The sequence below is a fragment of the Thiomonas sp. 13-64-67 genome (assembly GCF_002282795.1).
Taxonomy (GTDB): domain Bacteria; phylum Pseudomonadota; class Gammaproteobacteria; order Burkholderiales; family Burkholderiaceae_C; genus Thiomonas; species Thiomonas arsenitoxydans.
This window is the reverse complement of sequence record NZ_NCKP01000039.1, coordinates 1-17,307: the sequence shown is the minus strand read 5'-3', so window position 1 is coordinate 17,307 and position 17,307 is coordinate 1. Positions and strand designations below refer to the sequence as shown.

The following is a 17,307-nucleotide window of genomic DNA, read 5'->3' as shown; positions in this document are numbered from 1 at the left end:
CTTGCGGCGCATGGGGTCGGGGGAGGCGGGGCGGGTTTTCACGATGCTTTGGTGAACAGGGCGTAGAAGAACCCGTCTTGCGAATGAATCGCAGCGCCAGGGCCGGGTTCATCCCCGGTCTGATCGGGCGCGGGTTCCTGCGGCAACAACTGCCCCGGCGCGGGCGATGCTATCGCATCGGCATAGCGGGCGAGGAAGGCCCGGGCCTGCTCCACCCCCTCCTGCGGGAACACCGAGCAGGTGACATAAAGCAGTTTTCCGCCAGGCCGCAGCAGCGGCCAGAGCGCGTCGAGCAGCGCGGCTTGCGTGGCCGCGAGCGCGGGGATGTCGGCGGCACGGCGCAGCCAGCGGATGTCGGGGTGGCGGCGGGCGATGCCCGAGGCGCTGCAGGGCGCGTCGAGCAGAATGCGGTCGAAGGGCTGTCCGTCCCACCAGGTGGCTGGATGGGCGGCGTCGGCGGCGAGGGTGCGCGCCTGTAGGCCGAGGCGGTCTAGGGTGTCTTCCACCCGACGCAAACGCTGAGCGTCTTTGTCGAGGGCGAGCAGGTCGCAATCGCAGCGTTCGAGCAGATGCGCGGTCTTGCCGCCCGGCGCGGCGCAGGCGTCGAGCACGCGCTGGCCCGGCTGGACGTCGAGCAGCGCGGCGGCGTATTGCGCGGCGGCGTCTTGCACGCTCACCCAGCCGCGCTCGAAGCCGGGCAGGCGCTCAACCGCCACCGCCTGCTTCAGAATGAGCGCTTGGTCGAGCAGGGGGTCGTCAGGCGCCGTGCACGGCAGCCCGCACGCAGCGAGCGCGGCCTGATAGGCGGTGCGCGACTGAAGACGGGGGTTCACCCGCAGGGTCATGGCAGGCTGTCGCTGCGCGACCTCGAGCACGCTTTGCCAGTCGGCGGGATAGGCCGACTGCAGGGCCTGCACCCACCAGTCCGGATGATTCCATCTCGCCTCCAGGGTGCTCATTCGCACCGCTTCGATGTCGGCTGTCCGGCTCACAAAGCGCCGCAGCAAGGCGTTGGCAAACCCTTGGGCATGGCGCAGCGAAGGCGTGCGCTTGCATGCTTCGACAGCCTGATTGACCACGGTGTGTGCGGCGTAGTGCGCGGGGGCATCCGGCAGCAGCAGCGCCAACGCGGTCTGCAAGACATCGCGCAGCAGGGGCGGGTGGATCGGCTTGGGCTGCAGATCGGCCAGCAAGGCCCGCGCTGTGCCGAGATGGCGCAAGACGGCAAAGCTCAGCGCCTGCGCGGCGCCGCGCTGGCTGGCATCCCACTTGCCGCGTGTTGCGGCCTGGGGCAAGGCGGTGGAAAGTGAAGCGCCCGCCTTTACCGCGCCAATCAATTGCGCGCAAGCGATCAGATCGCGCCACAAGGGGCGCTGGGCGGACGGAACGGTGGGTTGAGAAGGGGAGGTCACCGGCACATTATCGGTGCAGCCTCCCGCTGGATGAGCCGTTTGAACGGCGAAGGCTCAAGGGCAGATGTAGGCGTAGCCCTCACGGTATTGCAGATTGTGGTGGCATCGAGCAGCACGCGATCTTTAGGGATTTTGCGCGAGGTCAGGGTGTTGTTGCACACGCGGAACGACACGCCCTGCGCCGCGAGGCCGCCGACCAAGCCGGAAAAGTCGGCGCCCTTTCCATCTTCTGCGCCGCTCAGCATGAAGTCGATGCCCGCGCCGTTTCCGACGACCACGATTTTCGCCGTGGGGTCTGCCGCCAGATGGTTGCGTACATTGCCTAGGCAGCGCGAGCCTTGTGCGTCGCCCTGTGTGACGTGATAGACGACTTTCACGGGGCCTTCCTTGTCTGCGCGGCCTTGCGCGCGCGCGGTGGTGCTGACCATGAGTGCCGCGGCGCCAACGGTTGCCGCAGCCAGTGCCTTGCGGCGATTGGGGGTGTTCTCCATTTGTCTCCTCCTTGGGATGGTTGTCGCGTTGCGCTCTGATGGCGTTGCCGCGAAAAAAGATAGGGCCGACTTCAAATCGACTTTGTCATGATGCCTGCGAACCACGCACCGCACAATCCGGGCAAGCACAGACCCTGCGGCGCGTGGGTGTGTGATCAGGACAAGGTGTCGCGCCAGATATTGGTGGCCCACGCCTCGGCGTAGTGCGACTCGACGTCGGACAGCCCTGCCGAGATGCCGCCTGAACCGGGAACGGTGAGATAGGTCTTTTCCTTCTCGTTGTACTGGTGCACCGTGGCGACGTGAATCGCCCGGTCGAAGCTCACCATGCTGTAGCAGGTGTTCATCACCACCGGATGGTCGTTGACCGGCTGGTCGTAAAGCATGGACACAATGGCCGCGGCGGCGACCTTGGCGTGCTGGTTGGCCATGTGGCCCGACTTGGGCATCAGCGGCGAGATCTGGATGGAGTCGCCGAGCACGTGGATGTCTTTGTGTACCGACGATTCGAAAGTTTTATAGTCCACCGCGCACCAGCGGCCGTTCATATTGGCCAGGCCGGTTCGCTGCGCGATGACCCCCGCACGCTGCTGCGGAATGACGTTGAGCACGTCGGCCTTGACCGGGTTGTCCACTTCGAACTCGACTTCCATCGTCTGCGCGTTCACCCCCACCACGTTGCGGTCGGGCACGTACTCCACCATGCCCGCATACATCTCGGCCCAGGCTTTTTTGAACAGCGGCTCCTTCGATTGCACCTTGTCGTTGGCGTCGAAAATGATGACCTTGGACTTGGGTTTGTGCTTTTTGAAGTAGGCGGCCACCAGCGTGGCGCGCTCGTAAGGGCCGGGCGGGCAGCGGTAGGGGGCCTTGGGCACCGAGATGGCGAACACCCCGCCGTCGCGCATGGACTCGATCTGCTGGCGCAGCGCCACGGTTTCCGGGCCCGCCTTCATGGAAATGAGCAGTTTGCCCGCTTCATTCGCGGCTTTCAGGCCCTTGACTGTATCGAACATCAGATCGATGCCGGGCGAGACCACGAGCTTGTCGTACTTCAGCGTGTCGCCGTTGGCGAGCTTGACGGTGTGGGCGGCAGGGTCGATGCTTTCCACCATGCTCTTGACCCATTTCACGCCGTGGCGGTCGCGCAGCGCGTCGTAGGAGGTGGTGATGTCCTGCATCGACTTGGCGCCGGCGATGACCAGATTGGAAACAGGGCAGGAGATGAAGGCATCGCCCGGATCGACCACCGTCACCTCGATGGCGTTGCCCGACCAGTCACGGATGTATTTGGCCGCAGTCGAGCCGCCATAACCGGCGCCGACGATGACGACCTTGCCTTTGCCCGCGGCGCTGCGGGTGGTGCTGGCGCAGCCCGACAGCGCGGGTGCGAGACCGATGGCGCCCACAGTGGCGGCGCCTGCCAGGAATTTGCGACGGGATTGCATGGCGTGTGCGTCCTTACTGTTTTTGCTGCGAGAAATAGGTGGCGATGACCGCGATCTGCTCATCGGTGTAGCCCTTGGCGATCTGCGGCATGATGGTGCCGGTGCGCTTGCCCGTCTTGTATTCCGCCATGGTCTCCACGATCGACGCCGAGGTGCGCCCGGCCAGTGAGGGAATGGCTGCGGTGGACACGCCATGCGGCCCGTGGCAGTTGAAGCAGGTGGCGGCCAGCGCCTGGCTCGGCGTGACCAGATCGGCCGCTTGCACCGCGCCCGTGGCGCAGAGCAGGGACGTCGTCAACAACAGTTTGCGCAACATTCGATGCCTCCTTGAGGGGATTTAGCTGCAGACCAGAAGACATCAAAAGTCTTTGATCTAAAGCAAAAGGTATCGAAATGTAGCAAATGGATACATTCGGGTGAACCAGCAGGAATTTGCCACGCTTGAGCGCTGTCAATACCCGGGTGCGTAGGCGAGCGGCTGTGTGACCCGGGTCACACAATTCGATCGGGTGCTGCCAGCTGAGAGGCGACAGCCTGCCGCAGAGGCCGCCTCGTGGATCGACTCAGGGCTTGATGTAGTACCAGCCCTCGGACTGCAGCTTGACCAGCTCATAAACCCCAGCCGGAACCACCGTCGCTTCGAGCACCAGTTCGCTTTGCGGAATTTTGAGAAAGGTCAGGGTGTTGTTGCAGGCCTTGAACTGCACGCCCTGATTGGCTAAATCACCGATCATCCCGGAGAACAGCGCGCCTTGCGGCGTTTTGGCGCCGTTGAGCAGAAAGTGAATGGCCTTGCCGTAACCCACCACGATGAACTGCATCTTGGGGTCGAGTTCCAGCACGTTCTGGATATTGATCAGCCCCTCATAGGCCTGCTCCAGGCTGTCGCTGATTTGAAACGCCACTTTCCACGGCTCGCTGGAAATCTGCTGCGCTGCCACCGGCCCTTGCGTCTGCGCCTGCGCGAGCTGGGCGCCACCCAGGCCAATGAGCCCTGCGCCGAGCAGTCTGATGCGGTCGCGTGGATTCATGGAGGTCTCCTCGATTTTTGGGTCAGGCTGACGTGTGCGGATGGGTGCGCCGCGTGTGCAGATGATGCAGGCTCCAGTGCTGGCGCTCAGCCAGCCAGCGGTACAGCCAATACCCCACCAGGGTGACGAATACCAGCGCCAGAGTATTGAAAAACACCGCTCCGGGCAGGATGGCCAGCAGCTCGAAGCCATTGAAGTCGCGCCATTTCACAACGGCGGTGAGCAAGGCGCTGAGCACGCCGAAACCCGCGCCAATGGCGGCATTGATGCGCAGCAGGGTGGGCAGGGTGAGGACGGCGGTTTCGATCTGGGGGGAAGTCATGTGTGATGGAGAAAAAATCAGTTGCGCACTTCACCGTCGCCCAGCACCACCCACTTCACGCTGGTCAGACCTTCCAGACCCACTGGGCCGCGGGCGTGAAACTTGTCGGTGGAAATGCCGATTTCCGCGCCCAGGCCATATTCGAACCCGTCAGCGAACCGCGTCGAGGCGTTCACCATGACGCTGGCCGAATCGACCTCGCGCAAAAACCGCATGGCGCGGGGGTGATCGCGGGTGAGAATGGCGTCGGTGTGCTGCGAGCCGTAGCGGTTGATGTGGGCGATGGCTTCATCCACCCCCTCCACCAATTTGATGGAGATGATGGGTGCGAGGTACTCGGCGCTCCAGTCGGCCTCGGTGGCATCACGCAGCAGCGGTGCGGCGCCGGGCACGGCAGCGAGCAGGGCGCGGCTGGCCGGGCAGCAGCGCATTTCCACGCCCTTGCGCACGAACGCGGCGCCGATGCGCGGCAGGAAATCAGCCGCCATATCGCGGGCGACCAGCAAGGACTCGGCTGCGTTGCACGGGCTGTAGCGCTGGGTCTTGGCGTTTTCTGTCACGCGAACGGCCATGTCGAGATCGGCGCCGCTGTCCACATACACATGGCAGTTGCCATCGAGGTGCTTGATGACCGGCACCCGCGCTTCGGCGCTGATGCGCTCAATCAGCCCCTTGCCGCCGCGCGGAATGATGACGTCGACGAATTGCGGCATGGTGATGAGCGCCCCCACGGCGGCACGGTCGGTGGTCGGCACTAGTTGCACCGCGTCGGCGGGCAGACCCGCAGTCTGCAACGCCTGCGCCACCAGATCGGCCAGCGCGCGGTTGCTGTGTATGGCTTCTGAGCCGCCGCGCAGAATGACCGCGTTACCGCTCTTGATGGCGAGCGACGCGGCCTCGATGGTGACATTGGGCCGACTCTCGTAAATCATGCCGAACACGCCCAGCGGCACCCGCATCTGCCCCACGCTGATACCGCTGGGTCGGCGGCGCACGCCGTCAATGCCGCCGATCGGGTCGGCCAGCGCGGCGACCTGCTCGCAGCTTTGCGCCATCTGCTCGACCACCTTATCGCTCAGGGTGAGACGATCGACGAACGCCGCTTCCAGCCCGGCTTCGCGCGCTGCGTGCAAGTCGCGCAGATTGGCGTCCTGCAGGGCGGGACGATGCGCCCGGATGGCGGCGGCCAGCGCGACCAGCGCACGATCTTTCGCCGCGGTTGATGCCCGGGCCATGTCGCGCGAGGCGGCGCGAGCACGAGCCCCGAGGTCGGCCATCAGGGTGTGAATCTGTTCAGAAGAAGCGTCCATGAAACTGTAAATAAAGCAGAAGTTTCAAAATTCGGGCCGACAAACGATACTCAAGGTCATGCAATCCCAATAAGCTATTCAGGTCGCCCTAGCGAGGTGCAATTGTGCGCTAAGGGGGCTGGACTTGCTGAACTGAATTATCGACCAAGGAGTGAATCATGGGGCTGTTCGATAGCGTGGCTGGGGGTTTGGGGCAGATGCTGGGAGGCCAGCAGGCCCAGGGCGCAGCGGGGGACAACCCGATGCTGCAGGTGGTCATGGGGCTGATGAACAACAGCGGCGGTCTGAGTGGGCTGCTGGATAAGTTCCAGCAGGGCGGCCTGGGCGATCTGGTGCAGTCGTGGGTGGGCACGGGCTCGAATCTGCCGATTTCGGCCGAGCAGATTCAGCAGGTGCTGGGCAGCGGCGCACTGGGCGATATTGCCAGCAAACTTGGCATTCAGCCGGAACAGGCTGCGGGGGAGTTGTCGCAGGCGCTGCCCGATGTGGTGGACAAACTCACGCCGGGTGGCCAGTTGCCGACCGAGGGCGATCTGATGGCGACCGCGCAGCAGATGCTGGGCAAGCTGCTGGGTTGAAGCCCCGGTAATGTTTTGACGCAGATTCGATCAGACCAGCAATCGCATTTCTGATCGATATCGACAGAAGGCGTTTGTTCATTCCGCCAACCGCCTTTAGACTTCGCCTCGACTTTGACAGGGTTTTCCCGCAACGGCAATCGTCATTTGCCGCGCAATATGAAACCCTGCACCGACTTGAGAGGAGTCTCCCCATGCGTCAATTCATCCCGATGCGCCGAGTGCTGGCCGTGGCCACGCTCGGCGCCTTGTTTTGGGCCGCGCCTTCTAGCTGGGCTGCCGCCCCGCCTGAAGCGGCGTCCTGCATCGCCTGTCACGGCGCAGGTGGCATGGGCAATGCGGCTGCGGGTTATCCGCGACTGGCGGGTCTGCCCGAGCAATATCTGGCCGATCAACTGCGCTATTTCGCCGACGGCGCGCGCAACAACGCCATCATGTCCGGCATGGCCAAACCGCTGAGTGCAGCGCAGGTCACCGCACTGGCGACTTATTACTCCAAGCTCAAGCCCAGCGGCAAACCCGCGCCCATGCCAACCGGAGCGGCGGCGGCCGAGGGTGAGCGGCTGGCGCTGCGCGGCGATTGGGAAAAAGGCATTCCTGCCTGTATCCGCTGTCATGGCCCGGGAGCGGTTGGCGTGGGTGAGAACTTCCCCGCTCTGGTCGGCCAGAGCGCCGCCTATATCGAGGCGCAGATCAAGGCCTGGAAGGATGGCAGCCGCAGCGGCGATCCGCTGGGCCTGATGCACACCGTCGCCTTGCGCATGACCGATGCGCAAACGCAGGCCGTGGCGCAGTGGCTTGCGGCGCAGCCCCTGAGTCCTGCCAAGTCCGCCTCGGCAAAACATTGATCGGAGCGCACCATGACACGCAAACAAACCCCTATGACGCTGGCGCTGTGCGCGCTTGGTCTCTTTGCCGCTTCTGCGGCTTCGGCCTTGGCGGCCGATGCGCCGATGGCGCCCCCCAAGTCAGAAATCAACGCAGCGGTCGGCACCGGCGCCAAATTCACCCCGCCGCCAGAGTCGGCCATTCCCGATGATGATTTCGGCAAGATGGTCAAGCTCGGGCGTGACATCATGCTCGACACGCCCAAATACGCGAAAGACTTTGTCGGCAACACCCTGAGCTGTGTGAACTGCCATACCGACGCCGGCCGCATGGCGGGCTCAGCGCCGCTATGGGCGGCGTATGTCAGCTATCCCGCCTATCGCGGCAAGAACAAAAAGGTCAACACGTTCGAGGAGCGCCTGCAAGGCTGCTTCAAGTTCAGCCAAAACGGCAAGGCGCCCCCCTTGGGCAGCAAAACCCTGGTGGCGCTGGAGAGCTATTCCTACTGGCTTTCCAAGGGGCTGCCGGTCGATGAAAAAGTGGCGGGGCGCGGTTACCCGAACCTGCCCGAGCCGCAGCAGGCGCCCGACTATGTGCGGGGTCAGAAGGTGTACGAGGCCAAGTGCATTTTGTGTCACGCCGCCAATGGAGAGGGGCAGTACGTCAACGGCGAAACGGTGTTTCCGCCGCTGTGGGGTCCCAAGTCGTTCAACTGGGGCGCGGGCATGGGCAGCTACAAAAACGCGGCCAAGTTCATTTACGCCAATATGCCCTACGGCATGAGCTACAGCCTGAGCCCGCAGGAGGCTTGGGACGTCGCCTATTTCATGGACGCGCAGGAGCGCCCGCAAGACCCGCGCTGGCAGGGCAGCGTGGCGGCCACCCGTGCCAAGTTCCACGACAGCAAGTTCAGCCTGTACGGCACCAAGGTCAACGGCAAGCTGCTGGGTGACATCGGGGCACCCAAACCTCGCTGATTGTTCGGCGGATTGTTCAGCGGATTCATCGCTGAGTGATCGTCGAGCTCCGCCTCATGTCTGTGGCGACGCCCTGCTTCTGCGGGGCGTTGCGCTTTCAGGGGGCCGCGTCGCGCGGCTCGATGTTTTTGAAAAACCGCTGATACAAGACCAGATAGGCGGCCTGAAACGTGGCCGCCACAAAAAACGGGGCGATCAGCCAGCCCAGGTGCAGCAAAACCCCGGCAATCAAAGGCCCAATGGCGCGCGGAATCTGGATGGACACATTGTTGACCGTTGCGGCCAGACCGCGCCGATCCGCGCCCGTCAGGCTCACCGTCAGTGCTTGACGCACGCCCATGGTGCCTTGATTCGCGGTGGCGCGCAGGGCGTAAAAACCGGCTGCGATCGAGAACACCGGCGACAAAGGCGTGAGCACCAGCATGATCAGCCCCATCGTGCGCATGCCGACGACGGCCCGCACCGCGCCGAAGCGCTGCGCTAGGCGGCTTGCGATCTGCGCGCCGAAAGCGGCGAAAACAAAGCTCACCGCCATGGCCGGCCCAATGCTGGCCGGCCCGTGCCCGTAGCGCACCAGATACCAATAGGCCATCAGCGGGGCGACCATGCCGATGCCCAGGCCGTTGAGCGCATTCACCAATCCGAGCCGCCAGAGCAAGGCGTTTTCGCGCAGGTGACGGGCTTGGCGATCCGCCTGATCTTGGTCTTCGGGAACCGTTGCCAGGGCCGGCGGACGAGCTTCAGGGTTTGCCGCTGTCGGGGCGTCTTCGGCTTTCAGCAGCAGAAAAAACCCTATCGCCGAGCCCAGCAGCGGCAGGATGAATAGGCTGCGGTAAGCCCAATCCGTCGGCATGAGGGCGCTGAGCCAATGGGGGGCAGCGCCCAACACGGCGCCCAGCGCCATGCCGAGCATGCCCAGCGTGGAGTTCAGACTGAAAATCTGTGAGCGCAGCGCGGGCGGCGTGCCGTGGGCCAGCCACGATTGCTCCAGCGGCCCGAACGGACCGGCGGCTCCATTGGCGCCGCGGCCAAATCCGCCCAGCAAGGCCGCGGGCACCAGCAGCCAGGGTGTGGCTGCGAGCAGGGCCACCGCCGCGCAAACGACGAGAACCAGCTCGTATCCCAACAGGAATTGGCGCCGCCCGAGCCGGTCGCTCAACGGTCCGATCCACAGCGTGAGTGCCGCGCCGATGAACAGCCCGCCGCTGAGCACCGCGCCGATCTGCGGCGCGTTCCAGTTCAGCGCGTGCAGGTACAGGGTGAAGGCGGCGACCAGCGCGCCCTGACCGATGCTCCGCGCAGTGCGGGCGAGGATGATGCGCCGCGCCGCCGGAGAAATCTGCGCCCAGGCGCCGCGCTTGTGGTTGAACGCGTCACCGGGCCGCTGGGTGAATGCTTCGGGCGCTGCAGTCTGCATTTTCCCGCCGCGCTTATTCCGGCGCAGCACCTGTTGTGGTTGCGGCGGTCGCCACGCGGGTGTCGCGAATTTCCACGGTGCGCGCCTGTTGCGGCGGCTTGGCCGCCGAGCCTGCGGGGGCGGCCATGTAATGCTTGATCTGGGCAATCACAGCCGGCTTGTCCCAATCTTCCGGCCCCATGGTGCGGGCGATCTCTTCGCCCTGCTTGTTGATCAGGATGGTCGTCGGCGTGCCCAGAATGCTCAGGGTGTCGAGCACCTGGGTGGTGGGGTCGACGTAGATCGGCAGGTGGCTGATGAAGTTATCGTCGTAAAAGCTTTTCACGGTATAGATGCCGCCCTTGTCCACCGAAAGCGGCACGACAGCGAAGTTTTTGCCGCCAAGCAGCTTTTGCAGTTTGTCCAGCGTGGGCATTTCGTGGACGCAGGGCGGGCACCAGGTCGCCCAGATATTGAGCAGCACGACCTTGCCCTTGAAATCCGCCAGGGTCATGTGCTTGCCCTGCGCGTTTTCGAAAGTGACCTGAGACAGCGGCAACTTGTGCGCTGTGGGGTAGGGGGTAAAGGTGAATCCCGCCGCCCAGGAAGCGGGCGTGCAGGCGGCGCAGAGCACGATTGCGGCGCTGGCGCGGCGCAAAAAAACGGTAAGAGACTGCATGAAACGGCTCCAACAAATGAAATGACCACGCCATCGGCGGCGGCTGACGCCGACATCCCGAGGTCATCACGCAGACAGCGCGGGCGTGGCGAATGATGACAACATAGCCGGGCTGCGCTTAGGGCGACGTAACGGGTTGTAGTGCCTGTTCGGCGTATGGTGGCATCTTTGCTGACCCGCTTACGCCATGCCTGCCTCACTCGATCTGCAACTGGCGCACCTCGTTCTCGCGGTGCATCTGGGCGTGATTGTGTTCAATGTGGCCGGTCTGATCGTCGTGCCGCTGGGCGCATGGCGGCGTTGGCGCTGGGTGCGCGGCTGCGTCTGGCGCGCAGCGCATCTGCTGTCGATGGCGGTGGTGGCGGCGCAGGCAGCGTTGGGGCGTGCCTGCTTTCTCACCTTGTGGCAGAGCGCGCTGATGCAAGATGCCGGACAGCGCGGCTATACCGCGGGCCTGATCCAGACCTGGATCGATCATTTGATTTTCTGGAATCTGCCCCTGGCGGTGTTCACTGTCATCTATCTGGCCGTGGGGGCCTACACCCTGGCGTTGTGGTGGTGGGTGCCACCGCGCTGCAGGCGGGTCAGGGCCCAGCCCAGCAGCAAGGCGAACGCCGCCAGCAGCACCTCGGGCCAGTCGCCGTAACGTGACGCCAGCCAGGCGAACGGCGTCAGTCCCGCGTGCCCCTGCACCGAGCCGGTCAGTACCCCGACGGTGTAGGGCGGCAACTCGGCGGCGACCTGGCCGTGGGCGTTGATGATGGCGGTGGCGCCCGTATTGGTGGCGCGAATGCCGGGGATCTGGAATTCCAGCGAACGCATGCGCGCGATTTCCAGATGCTGCGGGATGATGATGGTGTTGCCGAACCAGCCAAGATTGGTCAGGTTGGCGAACACATTCGGCGCGTGCGCGGGGTTGCGAAAGCGCTGCGCCATCTGCGCGCCGAAAAGGTCTTCGTAGCAGATGTTCGGCGCCACTTTCACGCCCCGCACCACAAAGGGCGGCTGATCGAGCCCGCCGCGCGCAAAGCTGCCCAGCGGCATGTCCATCAGTTTGACAAACCAGTGAAAACCGTAGGGCACGAACTCGCCAAACGGCACCAGATGCGATTTGTCATAGCGATAGGGCGCAGCGCCCCCCAGTCCCAGCACACTATTGGTGTATTGATCGGCGCCGCGGGTGAGCGGAATGCCCAGCAACGCGGCGGTGTGGTGCTCGCGCAGCGCCCGCTCGATCTGCCGCAGATAGCCGGGGTCGAGATCTTCAGGCAGCACGGGCACGGCGGTTTCCGGCGTGACGATGAGATTGGCTTTGAGCGAACTCAGCCAGTTGCCGTAGAGCTGCAGCGTGGGGCCCAGTGTTTCGGGCTTGAATTTTTCCGACTGGGCGACATCGCCCTGGAGCAAGGCGACTTTGAGCGCCGGGCCGACCGCATGCGTCCAGCGCACCTGCTGCAATTGCAAGCCGCCGAGAAAAAGCGCCACCAGCAGGCCCAGACTGACCAGCGCACCCCGCAAGCTCACTTGCGAGAGCAGCGCCAACAGCGCGGCGGCCAATGCGGCGGCGAAGTTCACGCCGTACTGGCCGATCACCGGGGCGTAGCCGGAGAGCGGGTTGCCGACCTGGGCATAGCCCAGGGCCAGCCACGGAAATCCGGTGAACAGCGTGCCGCGCAACCATTCCGCCAGCGTCCACCCTCCGGCCAACACCAGCGTGGCGCCGATGGCGCGGGCCAGTTTCCAGGGCTCGCGCCCTGCCGCGGGGGCGAGTGCGGCTGCAAGTGCAGCGGCCAGCGTGGGGTAGAGGGCGAGATAGGCACAGAACAACAGCAAGGCACCGCCCGCAATCGGCGGCGCCATGCCGCCATACACCGCCATACTGATATAAAGCCACCACAGCCCGCCCGTGAACCAGCCCAGCCCGAGACTGAAACCGAGCAAGGCGCCGCGCTTGGCCCGGTCTTTCGGGCGGGGCTGCGTATCGGCCCACAGCAGGCTGATCCAGGCGGCCAGAATGACGATTGACCATCCGCCGAGCTGCTGCCGCCCGAAGGTCTGGGCGAGCAGCACGCCCAGCACGATGGAGACAAACGGCGCAAACCGGGGTTGAGTGAATTGGCGCAGCAGACCGCGCGGCAGGGCGCTGGCGGCTGCGCTCTGGGTATCGCGTTTGGCGGGACGTTCGGACATAAGGGGATGAGAAGCCTGAAAGGGCGGAGTGGGCAGCGCCCGCACTTTAACCTGCGGGCATTTCGCTGCCGTCGGCGTAGGGGTCGGAAATGCCGAAGCGTTGCAACACCGTCACCTCGTGACGTTCCATCTCTTGTGCCTCTAGCTCGGTCTGATGATCCCAGCCCTGCGCGTGCAGCAGACCGTGTATGACCAGATGGGCGTAGTGCGACCCAAGCGGCTTGTGCTGCGCCAGCGCTTCGCCAGCGACCACGGGGCAGCACAGCACGATGTCGGCCTGAACCGGCCAGTGGCTGTAATCGAAGGTCAGCACATTGGTGGGGTAATCCTTGCCGCGATAGGCCCGGTTGAGCGCCCGGCCTTCGTCAGCAGCCACAAAACGCAAGGTGATCTGATGCGCCTCAGACAACGCCCCGGCCTGCGGTAGAGCATCGAAACTTTCGGGGCCCACGCGCAAGGCGGCGCGAACCCAGCGCAGCAGCAGGGCGCGCGGCAACTGATCGCGGTGCGTCGTATCGGCAAACTGCACCGAAAGCCGCAACGCAGGTTTCGTGGGGCGTGCGGCGCGAGTCATGCGGAGCGCGGTGGCCGTCGACGGGATGAGGTGGCGCTGGCCAAATCGCCTGCGCTCGCGCCGGACGGCGGCTCGCCTTTCAGTGCGACGTCATGCGCATCGTAGGCATCAACGATACGCGCCACCAGCGGGTGCCGAACCACGTCCTGGCTGGTGAATGAGTTGAAGGCGATGCCGCGCACATCGGCCAGCACCTTCTGGGCTTGCGCCAGACCGCTTTGCGTTCCGCGCGGCAAGTCCACTTGGCTGACGTCGCCGGTGATGACGGCGCGCGAACCGAAGCCGATGCGGGTGAGGAACATTTTCATCTGCTCAGGCGTGGTGTTCTGCGCCTCATCCAGAATGATGAACGACTGGTTGAGTGTGCGTCCGCGCATGAAAGCCAGCGGCGCGATCTCGATGGCGCCGCGTTCGAACAATTTTTGCGTTTTTTCCATGCCGAGCAGGTCGTACAGCGCGTCGTACAAAGGTCGCAGATACGGGTCGATCTTCTGGGTCAGATCGCCGGGCAAGAAACCGAGCCGCTCCCCGGCTTCGACCGCGGGGCGCGTCAGCACCAGACGGGTGATGGCGTGACGCTCCAGCGCATCGACGGCGCAGGCCACCGCGAGAAAGGTTTTGCCCGTGCCCGCCGGGCCTATGCCAAAGGTGATGTCGTGCTGAAGAATGTTGCGGATGTACTGAACCTGATTAGGCGTGCGGCCGTGCAGACTTTCCCGGCGGGTGTAGAGCACCGGCTCGTCGTCGGCCGCGGTGAGTTTGGGGCGCTGCCCTTGTGCGGCTTGCACCAGTTCGAGCTGGATGTCTTCCAGACTGAAGCGTGCGTCGGCCCGGCCCCAGAGCGTTTGCAGCAGATCGAGTGCGCGCCGGGCGGCGGCACTTTCGCCCTCGATGCTCACGGTGCCGGCACGACGCGACAGGCGAACGTCGAACGCGACCTCGATCTGCCTGAGGTTTTCATCCAGCGGGCCGCAGAGCTGGGCGAGGCGGGCATTGTCGGGCGGGGAAAAAGTGTGTCGAAGTTGCACGGGCGAGTTGGGCATGGGGACGAATAAGGTTGCGGAGCCGATGGCGGCACAAATCCCCGCATTCAGAGGCGTGAGTTGATAGTATCGGGCTGACGCCGTCATTGTCTGCTCGGCGCAAGAATCAGAAACGGAAGCCGATGAGCACCATGCAATGCGCTTTGGTCGTCGATGACCTTCCCGCTGTGCGGGCCGGGTTTGTCGAATTGCTGCGCGAAAACTATCCTGGCGTGCGCATTTTCGAGGCGGGTCGCATGGCCGACGCCATGCAGATTCTGCAGCGCGAACCCGTCGATCTGCTGCTGGTCGATCTGGGCCTTCCCGATGCCAGCGGCCTGGAATTGATCCGCACCCTCACGGAAACCCGCCCACAGGCCCGCTCTGTCGTGGTCACCATCTTCGACGATGACGACCATCTCTTCCCCGCTCTGCAAGCGGGCGCCTTCGGTTATTTGCTCAAAGATCGCCCAAAAATCGAGTTGCGTGCCCAACTTCGACGCATCCAGGATGGCGAGCCACCCTTGTCGCCCAGTATTGCCCGTCGCATGGTGCAGCATTTCACCCATCTGCATCGCACGATGTCGGCGCCTTCTTCAAATCTGCCGCAAGAAGAACACATTGCGCTCACCGAGCGCGAGAGCGAGGTGCTGCAACTGGTGGGCAAGGGTTACACCCTGCCAGAAATTGCCGTTCAGCTCCGCCTGTCGCGACACACTGTGGCCGATTACGTCAAACAGATCTACCGCAAGCTCAACATCTCTTCGCGCGCTGAAGCTGCTCTGGAGGCGGTGCGGCGCGGTTTGGTGCGTTGAATCCTGCTCCCTTTGGCTCTTCGCTCTTTCCTGGAAATTCGCTATGTCATTCAACCCGATGTCGACCGATCAGTCCGAGTGCTATCTGAATGGCGCCTTTCAGCCGCTTGCTCAATGCCAAGTATCCGTACTTGATCGTGGCTTCATCTTTGGGGACGGGGTCTATGAGGTGATTCCCGTTTATGGCAGGCGGGTTTTCCGGGCCCATGACCACCTCGCAAGACTGGCACGCAGCCTAGACGCTGTGGGTATCAAGAATCCCAGTCATGCCAACGACTGGCTGGCGCTGGTACGGGAACTCATCGCGCGCAACGCCCCTGACGATCAGTGCATATATATACAAGTCACCCGTGGCGTGGCCAAGCGCGATCATGCGTTTCCCCAAGGTGTCGAGCCGACCGTGTTCATGATGAGCTTTCCGTTTCCGCACGTGCCCGAACAAAAGCGCGCCCAAGGTGTGGCCTGCATCACGGCGCCCGATCTACGCTGGAGAAACGCGCATATCAAATCGATCTCGCTTCTCGGCAACGTCTTGGCCCGGCAACTCTCTGTTGAGAGTGACGCCACTGAAACCGTTCTCATCAGAGACGGCCAACTGACCGAAGCCTCGGCCTCAAATGTTTGGTTGGTGCGCAACGGCCGACTCGCGGCCCCCCTTCGGGATCACGACAAGCTGGAAGGCATCCGTGTCGGGTTGCTGCAAGAGCTGTGCGGCGAAATTGGAGTCAAACTTGAATTTCGCCCCATCTCCGAGTGGGAGCTGCGCTGCGCCGACGAAATTTTGCTCACCTCCGCAACAAAAGAGGTGCTCTCCGTCGCGACACTGGATGGCAAGGCAGTGGGCCAAGGCAAGCCCGGGCCAGTGGCGACCGCACTCTACAGTGCCTACCAAGAAGCCAAGAAAAGCCAGTCTCATTAGCCGTAGTCAGCGTTGAGACGCCCTGGCAATGAGGGACTTTTACCGGGCTGTCACGAAAGTGCTTGACAGGCCGTTTCGCCCCATGCACAATCTCATCTCTCGGCGCTAACCGAGCCAAGCAGTCGAGCAGAATACAGAATAACCTTCTGCTTGACCGGGAATTAAAAATAGTGCAATAATTGATGTCTTCGCTGCAAAAAAAAGCAGCGACCGAAGCAAAGAAAAGAATAAAACATTTCGCTTGACTCGGGATTAAAAGTAGTGCAATAATTGATGTCTTCGCTGCAAACGCAGCAAACGCGTAAATAGGCGGGCTCATTAAGAAATCAACCGATAAGCGTGGGCGTTTGGCTTGATGCAAATATACCAAACGCTCATATGAAGTACGGAAATTTTCCGTAATTCCTTGAGTGAGCATTGTTCGCAATGCAAAATGATCGAACTATAGAGTTTGATCCTGGCTCAGATTGAACGCTAGCGGCATGCTTTACACATGCAAGTCGAACGGCAACGCGGGGTAACCTGGCGGCGAGTGGCGAACGGGTGAGTAATACATCGGAACGTGCCCTGTGATGGGGGATAACTACGCGAAAGCGTAGCTAATACCGCATACGACCTACGGGTGAAAGTGGGGGATCGCAAGACCTCACGTCGATCCGTAGCTGGTCTGAGAGGACGACCAGCCACACTGGGACTGAGACACGGCCCAGACTCCTACGGGAGGCAGCAGTGGGGAATCTTGGACAATGGGGGCAACCCTGATCCAGCAATGCCGCGTGTGGGATGAAGGCCTTCGGGTTGTAAACCACTTTTGGCGGGGGCGAAATATCGAGTGCTAATACCATTCGGTGATGACGGTACCCGCAGAATAAGCACCGGCTAACTACGTGCCAGCAGCCGCGGTAATACGTAGGGTGCAAGCGTTAATCGGAATTACTGGGCGTAAAGCGTGCGCAGGCGGTTAGGTAAGACAGATGTGAAATTCCCGGGCTCAACCTGGGAACTGCATTTGTGACTGCCTGACTAGAGTGCGGCAGAGGGGAGTGGAATTCCGCGTGTAGCAGTGAAATGCGTAGATATGCGGAGGAACACCGATGGCGAAGGCAACTCCCTGGGCCTGCACTGACGCTCATGCACGAAAGCGTGGGGAGCAAACAGGATTAGATACCCTGGTAGTCCACGCCCTAAACGATGTCGACTAGTTGTTGGACGGGTTACTGTTCAGTAACGAAGCTAACGCGTGAAGTCGACCGCCTGGGGAGTACGGCCGCAAGGTTAAAACTCAAAGGAATTGACGGGGACCCGCACAAGCGGT

18 protein-coding genes and 1 rRNA gene are annotated in these 17,307 nt (G+C 62.9%); 7 read left to right on the top strand and 12 right to left on the bottom strand.

Annotated elements, in window-relative coordinates; all coding sequences use genetic code 11:
* Positions 1 to 38 precede the first annotated feature (38 nt).
* The 7 genes from rsmB to B7X30_RS10485 all read right to left on the bottom strand — a co-directional run bounded on the left by rsmB (position 39) and on the right by B7X30_RS10485 (position 6,014).
* Positions 39 to 1,418 (bottom strand): 16S rRNA (cytosine(967)-C(5))-methyltransferase RsmB, encoded by a 1,380-nt coding sequence (rsmB, locus tag B7X30_RS10515; RefSeq protein ID WP_013107304.1) that lies wholly within the window; start codon positions 1,416 to 1,418, stop codon positions 39 to 41.
* Complete coding sequence (locus B7X30_RS10510; protein ID WP_286730502.1) at positions 1,409 to 1,903, bottom strand: DsrE family protein; 495 nt, start codon at positions 1,901 to 1,903, stop codon at positions 1,409 to 1,411. The genes rsmB and B7X30_RS10510 overlap by 10 nt, the downstream gene beginning before the upstream one ends.
* A gap of 155 nt (positions 1,904 to 2,058) precedes the next feature.
* Positions 2,059 to 3,351 carry an NAD(P)/FAD-dependent oxidoreductase gene (locus tag B7X30_RS10505; protein ID WP_286730501.1) on the bottom strand — a complete coding sequence of 431 codons (1,293 nt, stop codon included), beginning with the start codon at positions 3,349 to 3,351 and terminating at the stop codon, positions 2,059 to 2,061.
* 13 nt (positions 3,352 to 3,364) lie between these two features.
* The gene (locus B7X30_RS10500; protein ID WP_013124335.1) at positions 3,365 to 3,667 is read right to left on the bottom strand and encodes a c-type cytochrome; all 303 of its coding nucleotides are present in this window, start codon (positions 3,665 to 3,667) and stop codon (positions 3,365 to 3,367) included.
* A 247-nt stretch (positions 3,668 to 3,914) separates the two neighbouring features.
* Complete coding sequence (locus tag B7X30_RS10495; protein ID WP_013107299.1) at positions 3,915 to 4,382, bottom strand: DsrE family protein; 468 nt, start codon at positions 4,380 to 4,382, stop codon at positions 3,915 to 3,917.
* A gap of 22 nt (positions 4,383 to 4,404) precedes the next feature.
* Entirely contained in the window at positions 4,405 to 4,704 is a 300-nt protein-coding gene (locus B7X30_RS10490; RefSeq protein WP_013107298.1) for a hypothetical protein, read from the bottom strand.
* Between the two features lie 17 nt (positions 4,705 to 4,721).
* A complete protein-coding gene (locus B7X30_RS10485; RefSeq protein ID WP_286730499.1) occupies positions 4,722 to 6,014 on the bottom strand; it encodes a glutamate-5-semialdehyde dehydrogenase in 1,293 nt (430 codons plus the stop codon).
* Positions 6,015 to 6,172: 158 nt separating this feature from the next.
* Here B7X30_RS10485 and B7X30_RS10480 point away from each other — a divergent pair, with 158 nt between their 5' ends.
* From B7X30_RS10480 to B7X30_RS10470, 3 genes are all read left to right on the top strand, one after another.
* On the top strand, positions 6,173 to 6,592 hold the full coding sequence (locus B7X30_RS10480; protein WP_276732789.1) for a YidB family protein: 420 nt from the start codon (positions 6,173 to 6,175) through the stop codon (positions 6,590 to 6,592).
* Between the two features lie 194 nt (positions 6,593 to 6,786).
* Positions 6,787 to 7,440, top strand: a complete 654-nt coding sequence (locus tag B7X30_RS10475) for a c-type cytochrome (RefSeq protein WP_286730498.1) — start codon at positions 6,787 to 6,789, stop codon at positions 7,438 to 7,440.
* 12 nt (positions 7,441 to 7,452) lie between these two features.
* Positions 7,453 to 8,397, top strand: a complete 945-nt coding sequence (locus B7X30_RS10470) for a c-type cytochrome (RefSeq protein ID WP_286730497.1) — start codon at positions 7,453 to 7,455, stop codon at positions 8,395 to 8,397.
* A 97-nt stretch (positions 8,398 to 8,494) separates the two neighbouring features.
* Here the strand turns inward: B7X30_RS10470 and B7X30_RS10465 are convergent, their stop codons facing one another.
* On the bottom strand, positions 8,495 to 9,814 hold the full coding sequence (locus B7X30_RS10465) for an MFS transporter (RefSeq protein WP_286730496.1): 1,320 nt from the start codon (positions 9,812 to 9,814) through the stop codon (positions 8,495 to 8,497).
* Between the two features lie 13 nt (positions 9,815 to 9,827).
* Positions 9,828 to 10,472 carry a TlpA family protein disulfide reductase gene (locus B7X30_RS10460; protein WP_286730495.1) on the bottom strand — a complete coding sequence of 215 codons (645 nt, stop codon included), beginning with the start codon at positions 10,470 to 10,472 and terminating at the stop codon, positions 9,828 to 9,830.
* A gap of 187 nt (positions 10,473 to 10,659) precedes the next feature.
* Between B7X30_RS10460 and B7X30_RS10455 the strand changes: the two genes are divergently transcribed.
* The gene (locus B7X30_RS10455) at positions 10,660 to 11,118 is read left to right on the top strand and encodes a DUF2784 domain-containing protein (protein WP_286730494.1); all 459 of its coding nucleotides are present in this window, start codon (positions 10,660 to 10,662) and stop codon (positions 11,116 to 11,118) included.
* Here the strand turns inward: B7X30_RS10455 and lnt are convergent.
* From lnt to B7X30_RS10440, 3 genes are read right to left on the bottom strand one after another with little or no spacing between them, the layout of a single operon-like run.
* On the bottom strand, positions 11,010 to 12,662 hold the full coding sequence (lnt, locus tag B7X30_RS10450) for an apolipoprotein N-acyltransferase (protein ID WP_286730493.1): 1,653 nt from the start codon (positions 12,660 to 12,662) through the stop codon (positions 11,010 to 11,012). The two genes, B7X30_RS10455 and lnt, sit on opposite strands and share 109 nt — an antisense overlap.
* 46 nt (positions 12,663 to 12,708) lie before the next feature.
* Positions 12,709 to 13,236, bottom strand: a complete 528-nt coding sequence (ybeY, locus tag B7X30_RS10445; RefSeq protein WP_286730492.1) for an rRNA maturation RNase YbeY — start codon at positions 13,234 to 13,236, stop codon at positions 12,709 to 12,711.
* The gene (locus tag B7X30_RS10440) at positions 13,233 to 14,279 is read right to left on the bottom strand and encodes a PhoH family protein (protein ID WP_286730491.1); all 1,047 of its coding nucleotides are present in this window, start codon (positions 14,277 to 14,279) and stop codon (positions 13,233 to 13,235) included. Before B7X30_RS10440 ends, ybeY begins: the two co-directional genes overlap by 4 nt.
* Before the next feature lie 122 nt (positions 14,280 to 14,401).
* On the opposite strand from B7X30_RS10440, the gene B7X30_RS10435 reads away from it, so the two are divergent.
* From B7X30_RS10435 to B7X30_RS10425, 3 genes are all read left to right on the top strand, one after another.
* Positions 14,402 to 15,073 carry a response regulator gene (locus tag B7X30_RS10435; RefSeq protein ID WP_286730490.1) on the top strand — a complete coding sequence of 224 codons (672 nt, stop codon included), beginning with the start codon at positions 14,402 to 14,404 and terminating at the stop codon, positions 15,071 to 15,073.
* A 43-nt stretch (positions 15,074 to 15,116) separates the two neighbouring features.
* On the top strand, positions 15,117 to 15,992 hold the full coding sequence (locus tag B7X30_RS10430; RefSeq protein WP_276732819.1) for a D-amino acid aminotransferase: 876 nt from the start codon (positions 15,117 to 15,119) through the stop codon (positions 15,990 to 15,992).
* 439 nt (positions 15,993 to 16,431) lie between these two features.
* A 16S ribosomal RNA gene (locus B7X30_RS10425) occupies positions 16,432 to 17,307 on the top strand; the annotation flags it as partial.

Bases quoted from the DNA above. Each gene is read 5' to 3' on its own strand.
- B7X30_RS10510 (WP_286730502.1), bottom strand. From the start codon at position 1,903: ATGGAGAACACCCCCAATCGCCGCAAGGCACTGGCTGCGGCAACCGTT.
- B7X30_RS10505 (WP_286730501.1), bottom strand. From the start codon at position 3,351: ATGCAATCCCGTCGCAAATTCCTGGCAGGCGCCGCCACTGTGGGCGCC.
- B7X30_RS10500 (WP_013124335.1), bottom strand. From the start codon at position 3,667: ATGTTGCGCAAACTGTTGTTGACGACGTCCCTGCTCTGCGCCACGGGC.
- B7X30_RS10495 (WP_013107299.1), bottom strand. From the start codon at position 4,382: ATGAATCCACGCGACCGCATCAGACTGCTCGGCGCAGGGCTCATTGGC.
- B7X30_RS10490 (WP_013107298.1), bottom strand. From the start codon at position 4,704: ATGACTTCCCCCCAGATCGAAACCGCCGTCCTCACCCTGCCCACCCTG.
- B7X30_RS10485 (WP_286730499.1), bottom strand. From the start codon at position 6,014: ATGGACGCTTCTTCTGAACAGATTCACACCCTGATGGCCGACCTCGGG.
- B7X30_RS10480 (WP_276732789.1), top strand. From the start codon at position 6,173: ATGGGGCTGTTCGATAGCGTGGCTGGGGGTTTGGGGCAGATGCTGGGA.
- B7X30_RS10475 (WP_286730498.1), top strand. From the start codon at position 6,787: ATGCGTCAATTCATCCCGATGCGCCGAGTGCTGGCCGTGGCCACGCTC.
- B7X30_RS10470 (WP_286730497.1), top strand. From the start codon at position 7,453: ATGACACGCAAACAAACCCCTATGACGCTGGCGCTGTGCGCGCTTGGT.
- B7X30_RS10465 (WP_286730496.1), bottom strand. From the start codon at position 9,814: ATGCAGACTGCAGCGCCCGAAGCATTCACCCAGCGGCCCGGTGACGCG.
- B7X30_RS10460 (WP_286730495.1), bottom strand. From the start codon at position 10,472: ATGCAGTCTCTTACCGTTTTTTTGCGCCGCGCCAGCGCCGCAATCGTG.
- B7X30_RS10455 (WP_286730494.1), top strand. From the start codon at position 10,660: ATGCCTGCCTCACTCGATCTGCAACTGGCGCACCTCGTTCTCGCGGTG.
- lnt (WP_286730493.1), bottom strand. From the start codon at position 12,662: ATGTCCGAACGTCCCGCCAAACGCGATACCCAGAGCGCAGCCGCCAGC.
- ybeY (WP_286730492.1), bottom strand. From the start codon at position 13,236: ATGACTCGCGCCGCACGCCCCACGAAACCTGCGTTGCGGCTTTCGGTG.
- B7X30_RS10440 (WP_286730491.1), bottom strand. From the start codon at position 14,279: ATGCCCAACTCGCCCGTGCAACTTCGACACACTTTTTCCCCGCCCGAC.
- B7X30_RS10435 (WP_286730490.1), top strand. From the start codon at position 14,402: ATGAGCACCATGCAATGCGCTTTGGTCGTCGATGACCTTCCCGCTGTG.
- B7X30_RS10430 (WP_276732819.1), top strand. From the start codon at position 15,117: ATGTCATTCAACCCGATGTCGACCGATCAGTCCGAGTGCTATCTGAAT.